The 17,612-nt window shown below is 38.5% G+C and carries 14 protein-coding genes, 1 riboswitch and 2 other annotated features; of the genes, 4 read left to right on the plus strand and 10 right to left on the minus strand.

What is annotated here, in order from left to right; translation table 11 throughout:
* Positions 1-236 precede the first annotated feature (236 nt).
* Positions 237-1,358, minus strand: a complete 1,122-nt coding sequence (locus tag RG571_RS04205; protein WP_002291594.1) for a glycerate kinase — start codon at positions 1,356-1,358, stop codon at positions 237-239.
* Positions 1,359-1,482: 124 nt separating this feature from the next.
* On the opposite strand from RG571_RS04205, the gene RG571_RS04210 reads away from it, so the two are divergent.
* Positions 1,483-2,424 carry a 2-dehydropantoate 2-reductase gene (locus tag RG571_RS04210; RefSeq protein WP_002323776.1) on the plus strand — a complete coding sequence of 314 codons (942 nt, stop codon included), beginning with the start codon at positions 1,483-1,485 and terminating at the stop codon, positions 2,422-2,424.
* A 149-nt stretch (positions 2,425-2,573) separates the two neighbouring features.
* Here RG571_RS04210 and RG571_RS04215 read toward each other — a convergent pair whose 3' ends face one another.
* Positions 2,574-3,470, minus strand: coding sequence for a hypothetical protein (locus RG571_RS04215; RefSeq protein WP_002339050.1), 897 nt, complete (start codon positions 3,468-3,470; stop codon positions 2,574-2,576).
* Between the two features lie 268 nt (positions 3,471-3,738).
* On the opposite strand from RG571_RS04215, the gene RG571_RS04220 reads away from it, so the two are divergent.
* Both RG571_RS04220 and RG571_RS04225 read left to right on the plus strand, forming a co-directional pair.
* Positions 3,739-5,079 carry an amino acid permease gene (locus RG571_RS04220; RefSeq protein ID WP_002296179.1) on the plus strand — a complete coding sequence of 447 codons (1,341 nt, stop codon included), beginning with the start codon at positions 3,739-3,741 and terminating at the stop codon, positions 5,077-5,079.
* 217 nt (positions 5,080-5,296) lie between these two features.
* Positions 5,297-5,740 (plus strand): DUF305 domain-containing protein, encoded by a 444-nt coding sequence (locus tag RG571_RS04225; protein ID WP_002299975.1) that lies wholly within the window; start codon positions 5,297-5,299, stop codon positions 5,738-5,740.
* Positions 5,741-5,815: 75 nt separating this feature from the next.
* Here RG571_RS04225 and nhaC read toward each other — a convergent pair whose 3' ends face one another.
* From nhaC to mgtA, 7 genes are all read right to left on the minus strand, one after another.
* The gene (nhaC, locus tag RG571_RS04230; protein ID WP_002293307.1) at positions 5,816-7,234 is read right to left on the minus strand and encodes a Na+/H+ antiporter NhaC; all 1,419 of its coding nucleotides are present in this window, start codon (positions 7,232-7,234) and stop codon (positions 5,816-5,818) included.
* A 402-nt stretch (positions 7,235-7,636) separates the two neighbouring features.
* A complete protein-coding gene (locus RG571_RS04235) occupies positions 7,637-8,860 on the minus strand; it encodes a M20 family metallopeptidase (protein WP_308947776.1) in 1,224 nt (407 codons plus the stop codon).
* 30 nt (positions 8,861-8,890) lie between these two features.
* Positions 8,891-9,730: a MetQ/NlpA family ABC transporter substrate-binding protein gene (locus RG571_RS04240; protein ID WP_002319047.1), complete on the minus strand. Its 840-nt coding sequence runs from the start codon at positions 9,728-9,730 to the stop codon at positions 8,891-8,893.
* A gap of 16 nt (positions 9,731-9,746) precedes the next feature.
* A complete protein-coding gene (locus RG571_RS04245; RefSeq protein ID WP_002293786.1) occupies positions 9,747-10,427 on the minus strand; it encodes a methionine ABC transporter permease in 681 nt (226 codons plus the stop codon).
* A 1-nt stretch (position 10,428) separates the two neighbouring features.
* A complete protein-coding gene (locus RG571_RS04250) occupies positions 10,429-11,502 on the minus strand; it encodes a methionine ABC transporter ATP-binding protein (RefSeq protein ID WP_258430305.1) in 1,074 nt (357 codons plus the stop codon).
* A 55-nt stretch (positions 11,503-11,557) separates the two neighbouring features.
* Positions 11,558-11,796, minus strand: a binding site (T-box leader).
* Between the two features lie 42 nt (positions 11,797-11,838).
* Positions 11,839-12,072: a binding site (T-box leader), on the minus strand.
* A gap of 76 nt (positions 12,073-12,148) precedes the next feature.
* On the minus strand, positions 12,149-12,820 hold the full coding sequence (locus tag RG571_RS04255) for an HAD family phosphatase (RefSeq protein ID WP_258430306.1): 672 nt from the start codon (positions 12,818-12,820) through the stop codon (positions 12,149-12,151).
* Positions 12,821-12,906: 86 nt separating this feature from the next.
* Positions 12,907-15,555 carry a magnesium-translocating P-type ATPase gene (gene mgtA, locus RG571_RS04260; protein ID WP_002329529.1) on the minus strand — a complete coding sequence of 883 codons (2,649 nt, stop codon included), beginning with the start codon at positions 15,553-15,555 and terminating at the stop codon, positions 12,907-12,909.
* 341 nt (positions 15,556-15,896) lie between these two features.
* A riboswitch (M-box (ykoK) riboswitch) is annotated at positions 15,897-16,071 on the minus strand.
* 172 nt (positions 16,072-16,243) lie between these two features.
* On the opposite strand from mgtA, the gene ndk reads away from it, so the two are divergent.
* A complete protein-coding gene (gene ndk / locus RG571_RS04265) occupies positions 16,244-16,681 on the plus strand; it encodes a nucleoside-diphosphate kinase (RefSeq protein WP_002293327.1) in 438 nt (145 codons plus the stop codon).
* Between the two features lie 21 nt (positions 16,682-16,702).
* On the opposite strand, the gene RG571_RS04270 is transcribed toward ndk, so the two are convergent.
* The gene (locus RG571_RS04270; RefSeq protein ID WP_002293329.1) at positions 16,703-17,569 is read right to left on the minus strand and encodes an Rgg/GadR/MutR family transcriptional regulator; all 867 of its coding nucleotides are present in this window, start codon (positions 17,567-17,569) and stop codon (positions 16,703-16,705) included.
* Positions 17,570-17,612: the final 43 nt, after the last annotated feature.

Here is a 17,612-nt window from a genome sequence, read left to right on the forward strand (position 1 = left end):
AGACCAGTCCTATTTTCAGAACTGGCTAAAGAGGATGCAAGGGTTGGGTACACACAAAAAGACCCATACATCGAAAAAACCAAGCCAATCCCGAAAATCTGCACACTGCTTCCTTGTCTCCACAAGGTACAGTCTGAATGCAGCTTTCATCAATCGACTTAATTTTTCAATGCACGGATCCCTCACTTTGTCCTATATTTGAAATTACGATAGCATAAAGAAAATGATTTTGTCAACTACTTCGGGAGGATGGTGAAAAATCTGCTAAGTGTCTGTCCTAAGATTTTTGTTTTTTCTAATGTTTGCCTGTGTTCCATTGCTTCTTCTAAACCTATTGGACCCAAATGAATACTTAAGACAATTGGGAGAAAATCAGAAAGTCCTTCTAACTCTTGGTCTCTACTTCCGCAAATAGCGATGATTGGTTTTCGATATTTTTTTGCAAGCACTGCTACACCGTATGGAACTTTTCCGTGGATCGTTTGCTGATCGATCCGCCCTTCTCCTGTAATGATGACATCTGCTTGTTCGATCTTTTTTTCCAATCCAGTGATTTGGCTGACTAAATCGAAACCAGAAACCATCTTCGCTCCCAACAAAAAAAGGGCTCCACCAATACCGCCTGCTGCTCCACTTCCTGGAATATCATCTAAATCCACCTCCCAGAAATCTTTTATTTGCTGAGCAATCTTTCCTGCTTGTTTATCTAAGAAAGCTAGCGTCGTATCTATTCCACCTTTTTGTCTTCCAAATTGCCAAGCAGCTCCTTGTTGACCTGTATATGGATTGGTAACATCTGCAGCGATAATCAATTTTACTTTAGAAACAAGAACGTTTCTTCGATCAAAATGAAGTTTTTTAGTAGATAATAAAGGATTTCCTTCTGTGTACCCTTCTAAAGAAGCACCCAAGGATTGGAGTAATCCTAGACCACCATCGCTACACCCGCTTCCTCCTAAAGTGACAATAATTTGTTCTACTTCTTGAAGCAGTGCATCTTTGATAAGTTCTCCTAAGGCATAACTGGAAGCAAGTCGGATAGTTTGATCCGTTGGTTTATCAAGTAGATCTAACCCCAATGCTTGTGCAGATTCGATGACTGCGGTATTTTTTCCTTGCCAAGTTGTCAATAAATAGCTGATTTTTCGCTGACGGAATAAGAGATCCATCCCATCAATGGTACGCCATGTTCCCCCGAGCGCGTAATAGATTGCTTCTGCAGTATTTTCTCCGCCATCTGCAATCGGCACATTGATTTTTCTTCCTTTACGATCTTCCCAGCCATTTAGAACTGCCTGATTTAGTTCAAATGAAGAAGCACTTCCTTTAAATGAATCAATTGCCGCCAAAATATCCATCTGTATCCCTCACTTTCTTCTTAAGTAAGACACTTTTTTTCATTTTTTTCAAACAAAACAATGCTATTTTCTTCCATTTTTCTATATACTAAAAGGGAACTCATTGATAAAGGAGAGAAAAAACATGAAAATCGCAATAGCTGGAGCCGGAGCAATGGGCAGCCGAATCGGATTGATGCTACATCAAAGCGGAAATGAGGTCCTCTTGATCGATCGTTGGCCTGCTCACATTGAAGCCATTCGTACAAATGGGTTGATTGCTGACTTTAACGGTAAAGAAGTAGTCGCAAAACTGCCAATCTATTCACCAGAAGAAATCATCGAAAGCAACGAACACGTGGACTTGATCGTAGCATTAACAAAAGCGAATCAATTAGATGATATGTTTCGTTCGATCCAATCCATTATTACTGACAATACTTATGTTTTGTGTTTACTAAATGGATTAGGTCATGAAGATGTACTGGAAAAATATGTGCCAAAGAAAAATATCTTATTTGGGATCACGATGTGGACAGCTGGTCTAGCTGGTCCCGGAAAAGTCACATTGTTAGGTGATGGAGAAATCGAACTAGAGAACTTGGAACCAGAAGGCGAAGCATTTACAAAAAAAGTTGTAGAAGTCTTTCAAGAAGCAAAATTAAATCCGATCTATAGCCATAATGTTCGTTATTCCATTTGGCGAAAAGCTTGTGTAAATGGAACATTGAATGGTTTATGCACGATTTTGGATTGTAATATTGCTGAACTAGGCGCGCAAAAAGCGGCAGAGAGCATGGTTCGAACAATCGTATCTGAATTTGCTTCTATCGCAGCAAAAGAAGGAATCATATTAGATCAAGAAGAAGTGTACCAACATATTGCTTCTACTTATGATCCTGACAACATCGGGTTGCATTACCCATCTATGTACCAAGACCTGATCAAAAACCATCGTTTGACTGAAATCGACTACATCAATGGTGCCGTTTGGCGAAAAGGACAAAAATATGATATTGCTACACCATATTGTGCCTTTTTGACCCAATTAGTCCATGCAAAAGAAGGAATCCTTGGCGCAGAATAAAAGGCTCTCTGATGAGAATCAGCTGAATCAGCAGCTGGTTCTCTTTTTTTAAGCCCAATGAAAGATCAAAAAGAAAACACAACTCTCATGATGCCATAAGAATTGTGCTTGTTTGTTTCGGTACATAATCTCTTCAAAATGTAGGTTTTTTATTTATTTTCAACAGAGGAGAGGTCATATTCGTATTGCTCATAAATAGTGGAATCGTTAATGATAAATCGTTTTGCCCAATTTTCTGCATCATAAAATTCCAATAGCTCTGATGGGATTGGCTTAAAAGGTGTATGCAGAAATTCCGGTAATTCATCTAAATCACGTTCTCGAAGCAAAAAAATATTTTCAGGACGATAAAAATGATAATGAGCAATCGCTTGATTATCCGTCACTAGTTTCTTTTGAAAATACATAGATTCAAATGTCCGCAAAGTCACTCCTTGCTGACCCTCCCGCAACAGTTCCAGAATCCCGCGCGATTCCCCTGTTTTTTTCAGGTACTCTTCATAAGTAAGATATCCAGGTTGTTCATTCCCTCGATGTGGAAGAATGAAATAGTTGGTCGTAACATCTCTTTTTATAAATTCCTGCTTATAGCTTTCTGCTCGTTCTTTTCTCCCATTATTCGTTGCACCAAAAAATAGATCCGTCTTTGGTTCGCTAGAAGAAAAATTCATATGTTTCGAATAAAATGAACTATTATGTTTCAGCCCAAGTTCTTTTGCTTCCAAAAAATCAAAATGATAAATCTCATCGATTGCCGGTTCATCTTGTGCCTGCTTCAGCATCGCTTCGTGTTCTGCTTTGAAGTGATTCCAAAAAAATAACACAATTTTTGCATTGGTAAACGGGCGCACGCGTCGAGCCATCTCCATATCAAATCCATAATCTAAAAAAACGATCAGCTGATAATTTGCCAACTGTTGTCTAGCTGATTTAATGAATTCCGACTGTAGTAAATCTTTTCCGGACCAAACATCTAAAGAGCGGATGGAAGGCAAAAAATAAAGTGATTTATTTTTTGCAACTAGCAGTACGTCATTTTTGTTCATCTTTTCCGCCTCACTTTCTCTGTCACTTTTTCCTATGATAGCCTGTTTAAATAGTAAAAAGCCAGTAAAACGCTTCCTATATTTGTATGAAAATTTAACATTTGTATGAAAATATGATGAAATAAATCATTCTTCTATTAAAATTCGCCTAAAAGTTTTCTGAATAGTTGTAATTGTCTGAAAATTTGTTATCATTAGTCATTGTTAAATATTGCTATTTATTCTTAATATAAATTTTGATTGTGAATTTAAAAGAAAGAGGTCATTTATGGAAGATAAAAAATTGAAAAAACAACTTAGCTCCAGACATATCACCATGTTAGCTTTAGGTGGAGCAATCGGTGCAGGTCTATTTAAAGGAAGTGGCGAAGCGATTGGGATCGCCGGCCCTTCTGTATTGATTGCTTTTTTGATTGGTGGACTGATTTTATATATCGTGATGAAAGGTCTGGGAAAAATCGTTTTAAGCGGTGGCGACACGCATCACGGATTATCCGGTTTGATACGCCCTTATCTAGGTGCTCATTCTGCTGATTTTACTGATTGGGTCTACTGGTCTATGTGGATTATCAATATCATCGCTGAAGCTGTTGCAGCTGCTTCCTTTTTGCAGTTGTGGTTCCCGCACATTCCAGCCTGGGTATTTGTTTTTATGTTGGCTGTTTTGACTACGATCATCAATCTTTATTCGGTACGGTTATTCGCAGAAACAGAATATTGGCTGGCTTTTGCTAAAATCAGTGTCATTATCTTACTGATCATTTTTGCTACTTATCTTGTCGGTCAGCAAATGTTGGGCACAGGCGTTTTCCCTACCCTTCAGCAATTGACTGACCATGGTGGGTTTACTCCTCATGGTATGAAGGGAATCATCAGTTCTTTGCTTGTAGTTATCTATTCTTACGGCGGTTCTGAACTGATTGCTATCACGGTAAGCGAAGCAGATGATCCTAAACGTGCGATTCCTAAAGCAATCAAAGGTGTCATGGGAAGAATCATTTCCTTTTACATCATTCCTTTGTTTTTGCTTTTGATTCTTTTTCCTTGGAATACTTTAGCAGGCACGAATGTCAGTCCTTTTGTGATGGTATTTGAAAAAATGAATATCCCATTTGCAGCGGATATCGTCAATTTTGTTATTGTCCTTGCTTTGTTCTCATCTATCAATTCGGGTGTGTATGCATCTTCAAGAATTTTGTTCTTCCGTTTGAAGGATCGAAAAGGTTCCTCTAGAAAACTAGCTGTTTTAAACAAGCATCAAGTACCGCAACGTGCTGTTTTATTTTGTACCAGTGTTCTTTATCTTGGTGTAGCTCTTTCTTATTTTGTCGGTGACAAATTATTTGGCTATCTGGCAGGTTCCCTTTCGTATACAGTATTATTGATCTGGATCATTATCAGTGCGGCATCCTTTGTACTGGCACTAAGAAAAGGAACATTATGGGATAAAGGAATCAGCTTTTTTGCATTAGCTGTCTTAGGATTGATTTTCCTTGGTATCCTGTTCACGAACTCCATTGGGGTAACTGTATTGACTGGCCTGCTTTACCTGTTCATTTATTTCAGTTATCAAAAAAAGAATGATGCGTTCGTATTGACGAATGAATGAAATCGATAGAAAATTTTATTTTATTTATGTGGAATAGATGGAGCTATTGAAGAAAGGAGTTGTGACAAAAGTCTTGTTGCAACTCCTTTTTCCGAATAAACAGTCTCATGACCTCTTGGTAAACGGTGTTCAAAAACCCTCTGTGCAAAATAATTGATTGTTCTCCATGCTCATGACATGATAGAAGAAAGGAATGAAAAAAAGGAGTTTGTTTTAAATGAAAAAGTATTGGAAGTTTTTGTTGATGATCGGTGTTTCAACGGTAGTTATGTTTGGTATGATGTACTTGAATGTCTATGCGCTCGATCATATCTTCTTCAGTCGTACACGAGTATTCATGGCGTTGATGATGGGTGCAGTCATGGCAGTCATCATGCTGTTGTTCATGTGGAAAATGTATGAAAACAAAAAGATAAATGTTATGATCTTAGCCGCTAGTCTTCTTGTTTTTGCCGGTTCCTTGTTTATGGTACGAAGCCAAACTACTGTCAACGACACAGCTTGGATGAAGGCCATGATTCCTCATCATTCTATCGCTATCCTGACAAGTAAACGAGCTGATTTAAAAGATCCTGAAGTAAAAAAATTAGCGGAAGAAATCATTCAGGCACAAGAAGAAGAGATCGACAAAATGAAAAAAATGATCAAAGAAATGGAATGACCATTATCTATCCAAACAGAAAAACTGCTGGGAAACGAAAGTTTCTCGGCAGTTTTTTACATAAACATCCTGTTTTTATTGTTCTAATTGCGCTGTCTTGCTTACTGCTTCTTGCGGTTTCACAAATTTTTTTGAGATTCCCCAACCTGTGAAGGCACTGACCATCGAAAACACAGGAGAAAGCAAACTGAAAAATACGAATGGCAAGTAAGTGAGTGTAGGAATACCAAATGTACTTGCTACGAAACTTCCGGCAATTCCCCAAGGCACTAAGTAGTTGATTACTGTTCCACCATCTTCTAGCGTTCTACCTAATACAGTTGGATCAAATCCTGCTTTTTCATAAGTTTCTTTAAATGCATTACCAGGCAGAATAACAGATAGGAATTGTTCACCAATAAAAATATTTACTCCGATACTTGTCATCAATGTTGTAAAAATCAATTTTGGTGTGTTCGTCATCTTTCTTGATACTCGTTCCATCACGGTTGAGATCAAGCCAAATTCGATCAACAATCCACCTAATGACAAAGTTAGAATAATCAATGACACAGTAGGCATCATACTTTCGATTCCTCCGCGGCTAAGCAGTGAATCGATTTGTTGGTTTCCAGTATTTGAAACAAACCCTGATTCGATGACCCCAGCCAACTTCGTTAAGGAAGTTTGTGGGTTTTGAATAAAAATCATTCCTACTGCTACAGCGATATTCAACAAAATCGTCAAAATTGCCGGCACCTTTTTCCATGCACACAGTAACATTAAAAATAAAGGAATCAGTGACCAGATTGAAATAGTAAAGTTTGCTTCTAGAACATCAGTCACTTCACGAATAGATGAAAGACTTGCGGCTTTACTTGTGTGTCCTAAAATCATGAATAAAAAGAAAGAAACAACAAATGCCGGAACAGTTGACCACATCATATGCTTGATGTGTTTGAACAAATCGGCATCAACAATAGCTGCTGCTAGATTTGTTGATTCGGATAATGGAGACATCTTATCTCCAAAAACGGCACCTGAAACAATAGCTCCAACAACCAGCGCTGGATTTAGGCCTAGTGTTGTCCCAATACCGAAAAATGCAATCCCAATCGTTGACATAACAGTAAAGGCACTCCCTACAGCGCTACCTACGATTGCACACACAACAAATACAGAAGGGACAAACCACTGGACACTGATCAATTTGAACCCAATGACCATTAGAGTTGGAATGATCCCTGCTTGTATCCATACAGCAATCAATGAACCGACTAAAATAAAAATAAAGATTGGGATGATTCCTGGTTTGATGCCATTGATGATTCCTTCGTGCAGCCAATCTGTCGGGTATCTTTTTATCACTGCATACAACATGACCATTCCGATCGCTGCTAAGATCGTGATATTAGGTGAGACCTTTAATCCGACAACGCCAATCGCAATGCCTAAAACAATAACCATTAATACAAGTGTTGCTTCTAAAAAACTTGGTGTTCCTTTTTTTCCCATGATAATCTCTCCTTTTTTAGTTGTTCTTATGTTCTAAAAAAGTTAAGATATCGGATTACTCCGCCGCAATTCATCCGCGATTCCTCCTTTATAAAAATAAAAAGACCTGTTTTAAACTAAGGACGAATGACTCCGCGGTACCACCTTAATTAAAAACAGATCTGTTTTTCACTTTCAAACTTTTATTCAAATGTATGGACTTTCCATGTAATTCGTCAATTAGGCTTGATCGGTTCACAGCGACCACCGACTTTCTGAACAAAACACCTAACCGCTACTGCGTGAAAAGTTGACTTGTATGAAGTTTACCTTCCATAAGATCATTTGTCAATGAAAAAGAAAATATTTTTTCATTTTTCTGAAAATTATTTTTATAACTTTCACACACAAGTTTATTTTTTACTAGAAAGTAGCACCCTCTTGTTTTTTTCTTGCTACTATTTCTTGATGTTCTTGCTTGATTCTTTCTAATAGCTTTGGCTCTTTCAACAGATCAAGAGCTGTATTGGCGAGTAGTTCTGCTGCAATCGCAATAGAAGCAAGGCCTTTGTCACTTTTAGCAGCAGCTTTGAATTCTTCTGTGTGTCCGGCAATATATGTCTCAGAGATTGCTACCGTAGGCTGGATTGTTGGTATGACTTGGCTGACATTTCCTACATTAGAAGAACCGAGACTTGTTCTTTGTTCCGTTTCTATTTCTTCATCTGGAACACCTGCTTCTTTTGCATGCTGGAAGAATAAGTCATCAAAAGAAGGAGTAACGATGACATCATCAACTGCATTTTGGAACAATCCAAACTCAAAAGTCGTGCCCGTACTTATCGCAGCACCTCGTACGATATTTTCCACTTTTTCATATACCTTATCTAATGTTTGCCGATTTCCTGCACGTAAATAGAAACGTCCAGCAGCGTAATCTGGAATGACGTTGGCAGCTACTCCTCCGTCTGTAATGATCCCATGGATATTGACATCTTTTGGCAATTGCAAGCGTAGAGCGTTGATTCCATTAAACACTTGGATCAATGCTTCCAAAGCATTTACTCCTTTTTCAGGTGCTGCTGCTGCATGGGAAGCGACACCGTAAAATTTGATGTCGACTGGATCATTCGCTAAAGATTCTGTCGTTTTCCCATAACGAAAAGCTGGATGGACGCATAACGCTACATCGACATCCTCAAAAAAACCTTCTCGAACAAAGCTGCCTTTAGCTGATCCGTTCTCGCCCCCTTCTTCCCCTGGGGTGCCATATACACGGATTTCTCCACCAGTTTCATCAATAAATTGCTTCACTATGCTGGCGGCTAATACGGAGTAAGTACCAAACAAATTATGCCCGCATGCATGACCAATACCTGGTAAAGCATCGAATTCTGCCAAAAAGGCAATTGTGGGACCGGGTTTATTGGAAATATAACGTGCATCAAAGGCTGTTCGGTGTCCAGCTACTTCTTTTTCTACCCAAAACCCTTCTTTTTCTAATTGTTTAATCAACGCTGCTGAGGAATAAAACTCATAGTTACTTACTTCAGGATGTTCGTGGATATCTAGAGCAAGTGCTTGATATTCTGGTAAACGATATTGGATTAGATCCTTCAATTGGTTTGTTGAGATTGTTGTTGTCATAAAAAATCCCTCCTATGCTAGTCATTTTTCTTATTTTCTCCCGAATGTTTCCCATGCAGGTACGCTTGATCCTTTTGATGTTTTCTCGATTACTTTGACTGTGTCTTCTGTTTGATAAGCGTCTACTATTTTTTGATACGTTTTATTTTTTTCATCTTCTTTTCTTGCAACGATGATATTCACATAAGGACGTGCATGGTCATCCACTGGTTCTAAGAAGATGGCATCAGAAGCAGGATTAAATCCAGCATCTACAGCTACACCGCTATTGATCACTGAAATGTCTACATCTGACAAAGCACGTGCTGTTTGGGAAGCATCTAATTCAGAAATGTCTAGATTTTTTCTATTCTCGGTAATATCAGAAACAGTGGGCGCTTGTCCTTTTGCCTTATCCACTTTGATCAATCCAGCAGTTTGCAATAACAGAAGAGCTCTGCCGCCATTTGTAACATCATTAGGGATTGCTACTTTTGCTCCGTCTTTGATATCAGCTACATCCTTCAAAGTGTTAGAATAAATTCCCAGCGGTGCATTGACAGTATTTCCGATCGATACTAAATCAGTTCCGTGTTCTTTATTGTAATTGTCTAAAAAGAATTGATGTTGGAAAGAATTCAAATCAATCGATCCATCTGCTAAAGCCGCATTTGGTTGATTGTAATCTGTAAATTTCACGTATTCCAAATTAATGTTCTCCTTTTTCAAACGGTCTTTCACGTTGTCCCATACATCTGTATCTTCTCCAATAATCCCTAGTTTTACGGTAGTTTCTTTTTTGTCAGTTGTATCTGCTTTTCCTTGGCTACACCCTGCCAACCAAATAATTGCTACAAATGTAATGACTACAAAACGAATAATTTTTTTCATTTTTTCTCCTCCACTTTCAATGTGTAATTTTTTTAATCAGTTGATTACTGATAAATTGACTTAAAAAAACTAAGATTAGAATCAATAATGTAGCCACAATCGTTACATCTGTTTGGAATCGATTATACCCTCTCGATATAGCAAGATTCCCTAATCCGCCTGCACCTACTGCTCCAGCCATGGTAGTCAGTCCGATCACGTTGATGATAGTCAACGCCGAGACCCGAATGATACCAGGCAAACCTTCTAACAAATACACACGTAAAATAATACCGATTGGACTGGTTCCCATCGCTTCTGCCGCTTCGATCACCCCAGGATCAACTTCTAGCAGTGCGTTCTCGATTTGACGAGCAAAAAACGGAACAACTCCAAAAATCAATGGCACTAAAGCTGCTTTCGCACCAATCGTCGTTCCAACTAAGAAACGAGTAGTCAATGCTAAAAGAGAAAGCAAGATAATGAAAGGGATGGAACGAATGATATTGATCAGCTTATCAAGTATTTCAAATAGCAGACGGTTAGCTAGTAATCCATTAGGGCGTGTCACTACTAACGTCACACCTAAGATGATTCCGATCATCCCGCCAATGAATGCTGTCCAAAAAGACATATATAGTGTTTGCTTCGTCGCTTCGACAAATTCATCCGGAATCAAATAAACATTGGGCAAATATGTTTTAAAGAAATCAGTCATTTTATCTTCCTCCTTCGATCACTTTGATACGACTATCTAATTCGTTTTTTTGTAAAATATTTATTTTTACACCAGATTTGATCAAATAATCCAATGCTTTTTGCCGCTGTTTGGTTTCTCCAGCTAAAGTAACGATCAAACTCCCTAACGGCGTTTCTTGTAATAACTCTACATTGCCATATAAAATATTCGCTGTTACTTGATATTTGCTGTACAGATGAGCGATTAGAGGTTCGTTCGTCTGATTTCCAATATAACTTAATTCCACCAGCCATTTATTGGCGATCTGATCGGCAAAAGCAGAATGGGCAATGATCGTTTCTAATGCTTGGTCAAGATGAGTAGCTGTTCGAATAAAATCTTTGGTCAATTCTTCTTCAGGATTGCTGAAGATCTGGATGCTGCTACCTTTTTCAATGATTCTTCCATCTTCCATAACCGCTACCTTGTTGCAGATTTCTTTGACAACTTGCATCTCATGAGTGATCAGGACGATTGTTAAACCTAACTGGCGATTCAATTTTTTTAACAATGCAAGGATCTGAAGGGTCGTTTTTGGATCAAGTGCACTGGTTGCTTCATCACATAATAATACCTTAGGTTCATTCGCCAAAGCTCGTGCGATTGCTACTCGTTGTTTTTGTCCCCCCGACAGTTGTTTAGGATAAGCAGATGCTTTTTCTTCCAAACCGACAAGTTCCAGTAGTTCATTCACTTTTTGACGACGTTCCTGTTTCGATTTTCCAGAATACTTTAAAGAAAAATCAACGTTGTCAAAAATAGTTCGGCTTTCCATTAGATTGAAATGCTGAAAGATCATACCGATGGCCTTTCTTTCTTTTCGCAATTCTTTGGGAGAGAGCTGACTCAAATTCGTCTGATTGACAATGACTTCTCCTGCTGTTGGTTTCTGCAGCAAATTCATCACACGAACTAACGTACTTTTCCCTGCACCTGAGTAACCGACGATTCCATAAACATCGCCTTTTTCAATCTTTAAATCTACAGAATCTACTGCCTGGATCTCTTTTTCTTTTTGTTTGAAACATACAGAAACATCTCGCAATTCAATCATTAAAATTCCTCCTTATCTAAAAAAAGCGTCCTCAAGAAAATGAAAATGTCATTTTCTTGAGGACGCTTTTTTGCGTGTTACCACCTCATGTTCAAGCTGTGTTCACACACAACTCCTCTTCAAGTACGATCATACTCTAGCAAGATATCGGTCGCAGCCGTCATCGCCTTACATCTATGCTCGGGATGAATTGCTCGATGGCCATTTTCCAATAGTCGTTCCTTGCTTCTTCTCAGCTACCGAAGCTCTCTGTCAAAGGTTCTTCTATCGTACTTACCATTTCAATGCAAATAATATTCAAAAAAAAAGTCCTTTTACTAACATAAACTATGTCAGTAAAAGGACGACGTATCGCGGTACCACCTTTTTTCGGAAGTTTCCTTCCCTCAAGCCCAACATCTCAAAAAGAGAGATTGGCGTTCGTTTTAACGGTCGAACAGTTCCGAATTTGCCTACTTATCGACAAATTATTCTCCAAGGCCATTTTCAGCTTTTCTTACTTGACTCTTCTCACCAGCCAGAGCCTCTCTGCAAAGTTTCCAAACTTACTTTCCTTTTCAACGAAATCGATATTTTGTTGTTGGGATTAATCTACATGAGGAAAACTGAAAAGTCAAGTACGAAATTCAAATTATTTTTTCTATATTTATTTTTCTGTTTTTTTATTTAACATTTCAATAACAGTTCGAAGATCTTTTCCTTCCGCAAGAAGTTTCAATTTTTCCTTTTCTTCGACGGTATAATTTCGGACAAAACTGGAATCAGGTATCAAAACAACGCCTAATCCTGCTCGTGAAGCAGCTGTTGCTCCTACTAAAGAATCTTCCACTGCAAAGGCTGAACTAGCTTCTAATCCTGTTCGTTCCAAAGCTGTCAGATAAGGAATCGGTGAAGGCTTGTTCTCCGACACTTCGTCTCCGAATGTAAACGTGTCAAAGTAATCAGCTAATTTAAAGTGATCCAAGATATCTGTTGCTCTTTTCGTAACAGGGGTCGTAGCAATGCCTAGTTTCATATGACGTTCTTTTAAGTCTGCCAATATTTCTTTTGCATATGGTTTTAAGTGGATGGCTCCGCTTGTCAGCTGTTGATAAAAATATTCTTCACGCTTCGCTCGGACTTCCTGTACTTTTTCAGGGCTACCTGCTGCTTTCACTAAAATATCAAAACTTTGTTTCCAGTTTTTTCCGCCCCAAGCGTCAACGATTTCTTTTGGGATATGGATATCAAATTGCTGAAATCCCCAAAGCCAGCCATCACGATACGTTTTTTCTGTGTCAACTAACAAACCATCTAAATCAAATATTGCACCTTTCATCTATACATTAATCCTTTCCAAAACAATACACATAGTTTAGCACGACTGGTCCAAAAAGAACAGAAGCAAAGAACCAGCCTTCTCGTTTATAAGAGTTCTTGGAATCGACGGATATAGATTTTCTTCACAGCTGTCACAAGCGCCAGATAAGCGATGACTGTAGCAAATAACCATAACCAGTAATTGCCAGGAAGTGGCATCAAGCCTAATTCAGCACCAAAACTTGTAAAAGGAAGGACAGAACCGACAATAATTCCTAATGTAGTGATAACAAACATGGCAAATGTTGCGTTGCTTTGGATAAATGGTACTTTCGGTGTACGCAGTGCATGGAGCACTAAGGTTTGTGTCCATAGTGATTCGACAAACCATCCTGCATGGAATAATGCGATGAAAATCACTTGCTGTGAACTATCCAATGTATGGAAACTTCCGCCCACTACAGCAGGACAAATAACAAAATACATCAACAAGTAAGTAGTAATATCAAATATCGAACTTGTTGGGCCAAAGTAAACCATGAATTTCCCAATACTAGATGCATTCCATTTTTTTGGCTCGTCCAAATATTCTTTATCCATCCGATCCCATGGCAAGGAAATGCAGGAAACATCATAGATCAGATTCAAAAACAAAAGTTGTAAAGGCAGCATTGGTAAAAATGGCAGGAACGTACTTGCAATCAGCACGGAAAACATATTGCCAAAATTAGAACTTGCTGTAGCCTTGATATATTTCATGATATTCCCAAAAGTTTCTCGTCCAGAAAGAAGGCCTCTTTCCAAAATCGTCAAATCTTTTTCTAAAAGGATCACGTCTGCAGATTCTTTCGCAATATCCACAGCTGTATCTACAGAAATACCGATATCAGCCACTTTCATTGCAGGAGCGTCATTGATACCATCTCCTAAAAATCCGACAGTATGACCATTTTTACGTAAAGCTGTCGTCAAACGTGCTTTTTGCTGAGGATTCAATTTTACGAATACTTCATGGTCTTCAGCTACTTGTGCTAATTCATGATCACTCATTTCCGAGATTTTCTCACCGGTAACCAATTCATTGATCTCTAGACCTACTTGACGGCACACTGAACGTGTAACTAATTCGTTGTCCCCAGTCAGAACTTTTACAGCTACACCATGTTCTTTCAGAGCTTTCAACGCTTGTTTCGTTGTTTCTTTTGGTGGATCAAGGAAAGCAAGATAACCAATCAAAACCATGTCTGACTCATCTTTGACTGAAAATTCTCCAACGACGCTTGGATTGGTCTTTTGTGCGACACCAATCACTCGTAAGCCATCTTCATTAAGTGACTGTACTTTTGCAAGTACGGCTTCTTTTCGTTCTTTTGTTAATGGTGTAACAGTACCGCCAAGATCAATAAATTTAGAAATGTTCAGCATTTCTTCAATCGCGCCTTTTGTGATCATTTGTGTTTTACCAGCTGGATCAGCAACCACAACACTCATACGGCGACGTTCAAAATCAAAAGGAATTTCATCCACTTTTTGATAATTGATCTTATCTGTATCTAAAGTTTCTGTTGCTTCATCAATGATAGCCACATCTAACAAATTTTTCAGCCCTGTTTGATAGTAGCTATTTAGATACGCATGGCGCAAAACACGATCATCTTCATTTCCTTCACAATCCATATGATATTCAAGAATGATTTTATCTTGTGTCAATGTCCCCGTTTTATCCGTACATAACACATCGATTGCACCAAAGTTCTGGATGGCATTCAAATTTTTGATCACTGTTCCTTTTTTGGCCATCACACTTGCTCCTTTGACCAAATTCGTCGTAACGATCATTGGAAGCATTTCAGGTGTTAGACCAACTGCTACAGATAGTCCAAAAAGAAAAGCTTCTAGCCAATCCCCTTTTGTAAGCCCATTGATGACGATAACTGCTGGAGCCATCAATGACATAAATTTGATCAGTAGCATGGATGTTTTATGGATGCCTAATTCAAAGCTTGATTGAATTGGTTTTTCAGATAGCGTTTCTGCTACATGACCAAATAGTGTTTCATTTCCAACAGAAACAATGATTCCTTCCGCACTTCCACTGATGACATTACTTCCCATAAAGACAAGATTTTCGTAACTTGTTTCGCTTTGCTGATCGTCTTCACATACTTTCGCATGCTTTTCTACTGGATAGCTTTCCCCTGTCAATGCTGCTTGGGAAATGAATAAATCCTTTGCGGACAATAAACGCATATCCGCTGGTATCATATCCCCTGCTGAAAGCCGAACAAGATCTCCACAGACGATTTCTTCCATAGGAATCTCTGTGTACTTTCCATTACGTTTTACAGCTGCCGTTACTTTCACAAGTGATTTCAGTTTTTCAGCCGCTTGATTGGAACGTACGGACTGAATCAACGTCATTGTCCCGCTGACGATAACCATAGTGAAGATAATGGCTACACCGAAAAGATCTTTATCTCCAGGAGCTGCTAATACATATTCCGTGATGAATGAAATAATTCCTAATGCGATCAACACTAATGTAAATGGCGTGATGTATGCTTTCAATATTTCTACGATGAATGGTGTTTTTTTGCCATATGAAATCGCATTTTCCCCGTAATTTTCTCTTGAACGTTCGATTTGTTCTTCTGTCAATCCATTTGCTGATGCATGGAATAGTTCAAATAATTCTTGTTTCGTTTTTCCAGCAAAAGCTGCATAGATTTTTTGTGTATCTTTCTTTTTTTCCATCTCAATCTCTCCTTTGTGTCCAAAAGACAGCTGTTCTCGCTGCTTTTGGTCTTTAGCTATTCATCGGATCGATAGAGAAAAAACTGAAAGGGGCTGAGAACAGATAGATAATAGCCCTGGCCTTTCCTCTAGATCCTTGTTTTTCGAATGACTGTCATCCATTTGTTCTCATCTCCTTTACTAAGTAATTTTAATTCATGACTTCCAATCATTTTTCGAATAGTTATTTTCCCAATTAGACCACCTCCTTTTTATTTTTCACCGATGGGGATTTGCGGCAACAAAAAAACCTCTCGCCAAATACTCAGCGAAAGGTTTGAAAAAGCATATTAAAAAAAGCTTCTCAGATCTCATCGTTGAGTTTTGACACTGTACAACGTAAAAAGCAGATACCTGCTTTTAGCTACCTTATGAAAAGCCTTATCTCGACAATTCCTGTTCTACCCATTGGCGTCTCTCGACGTTTTTGGGCAGTAGCCTATGTTTGTATAGGAGCCTCACCTAACAAATCTTATTCGGTTTTCCTTCGTTAATATAACAACTAAAAAAGAGGATGTCAAATCAATTTTCCATGTTTTTCATACTTTTTTTAAAATACACACGTTATATTCCTGTCTCACGCGGTTTTATTTGTCTCATTTTCCACCTCCCGCTATAATAGAAATATAGTAGGAAACGAGGTGCTGTTATGGAAAGAACACTTGTTATTATCAAGCCAGACGGCGTGAGACGCCATTTAGTCGGAAGCATCATTCAACGTTTTGAAGCAAAGGGACTGGCCATTGCTGAAATGAAGTTTGAAACTATGACTCCTGAATTAGCAAAAGAACATTATCAGCACTTGACTGAGCGCAGTTTTTTTGATGAACTGATCGATTACATGACTTCCGGTCCTGTCGTTTATCTTGTGCTGGTCGGCGAGGAAGTGATCGATATCGTCCGTAAGATGGTTGGGGCAACAAAAGCTGCCGATGCTGTTCCAGGTACGATCCGAGGAGACTACGCGCTGCCGGGGACTGAAAACATCATTCACGCTTCTGATTCCCGTGATGCTGCGGTAAAAGAGATCGCCCGCTTTTTCCCGCCATTCGATATAAACAAACCGTCTGAAAAAGCGGCGAAGTGATACAAATTCTAAACTGCTGGTCTAGTTGCTGGGTTCAGCAATGGCCAGCAGTTTTTTCTCTAAGGACCTCCGTTGATTCTTTCCTAACATATATTCGAGCACTGTGAAGAATTCTTGGTAGTCTTTCGTCTTTTCTTCCCCTAAAGCAGCAGAAATCAATCTTTGATAATAATCTGCCATCAATGTTTCATAGATCACTGTACTTCTTTCTTTATGTGCTAAGCTCCGTTTCATATCTTCATTCACACTACGTGCCTTTTTCAACCGACCATTTTCTATATAAAACGAAGTCAGGTTCATTAAAAAAGTAAAGAGATACTGCTCATGATTGTTCAACTGTGCTAATCGTCGCATTCTTTTTTTGATTTTCAAATAATTGTTCTCAATGAACCGATCACTGAATATCCAAGGAAAATCAGCTAGAATAGATAGTTCAAATTGACCATAGTCTGGTATCTGCATCAAGTATTCTTCAATGATTCGGCATTCATAACGTAAAAATTCAAATTCTGTCTCAGATACTTCTGTTTTTTCGACCATGTGAAGATTCAAAACCAAATAATACAGATCTTCTGTTTTCTTAAAATGCCTACGGTTATTGCTGATCTCTTTATAAGGATCAAAGCTGTCTTCTTGTACCCGATCTAGCATTCGTCTTTTTTTCTTTAACTTTATTGGTTCATCCAGCTGGTTTCGCATCCATTCATATTCTGCAAGTGTCATGTTCATTCGCTCTAAAAATGATCTCAATGTTACAAATGACATTTTTTTCACTGAATTTGTCTCAATCCCGACTAGAGAAGTCTTAGAACAGATTCCTTCCGCTAATTGGGACTGTGTCAACTTCTTGTTGACTCGAAGTTTCTTGATCAATTCACCATCATACATAATAGTTCTCCTTTTTAATTTAAATTTTTCCACATTCAATAAA

The organism is Enterococcus sp. FR204 (genome assembly GCF_031143325.1).
Taxonomy (GTDB): domain Bacteria; phylum Bacillota; class Bacilli; order Lactobacillales; family Enterococcaceae; genus Enterococcus_B; species Enterococcus_B faecium.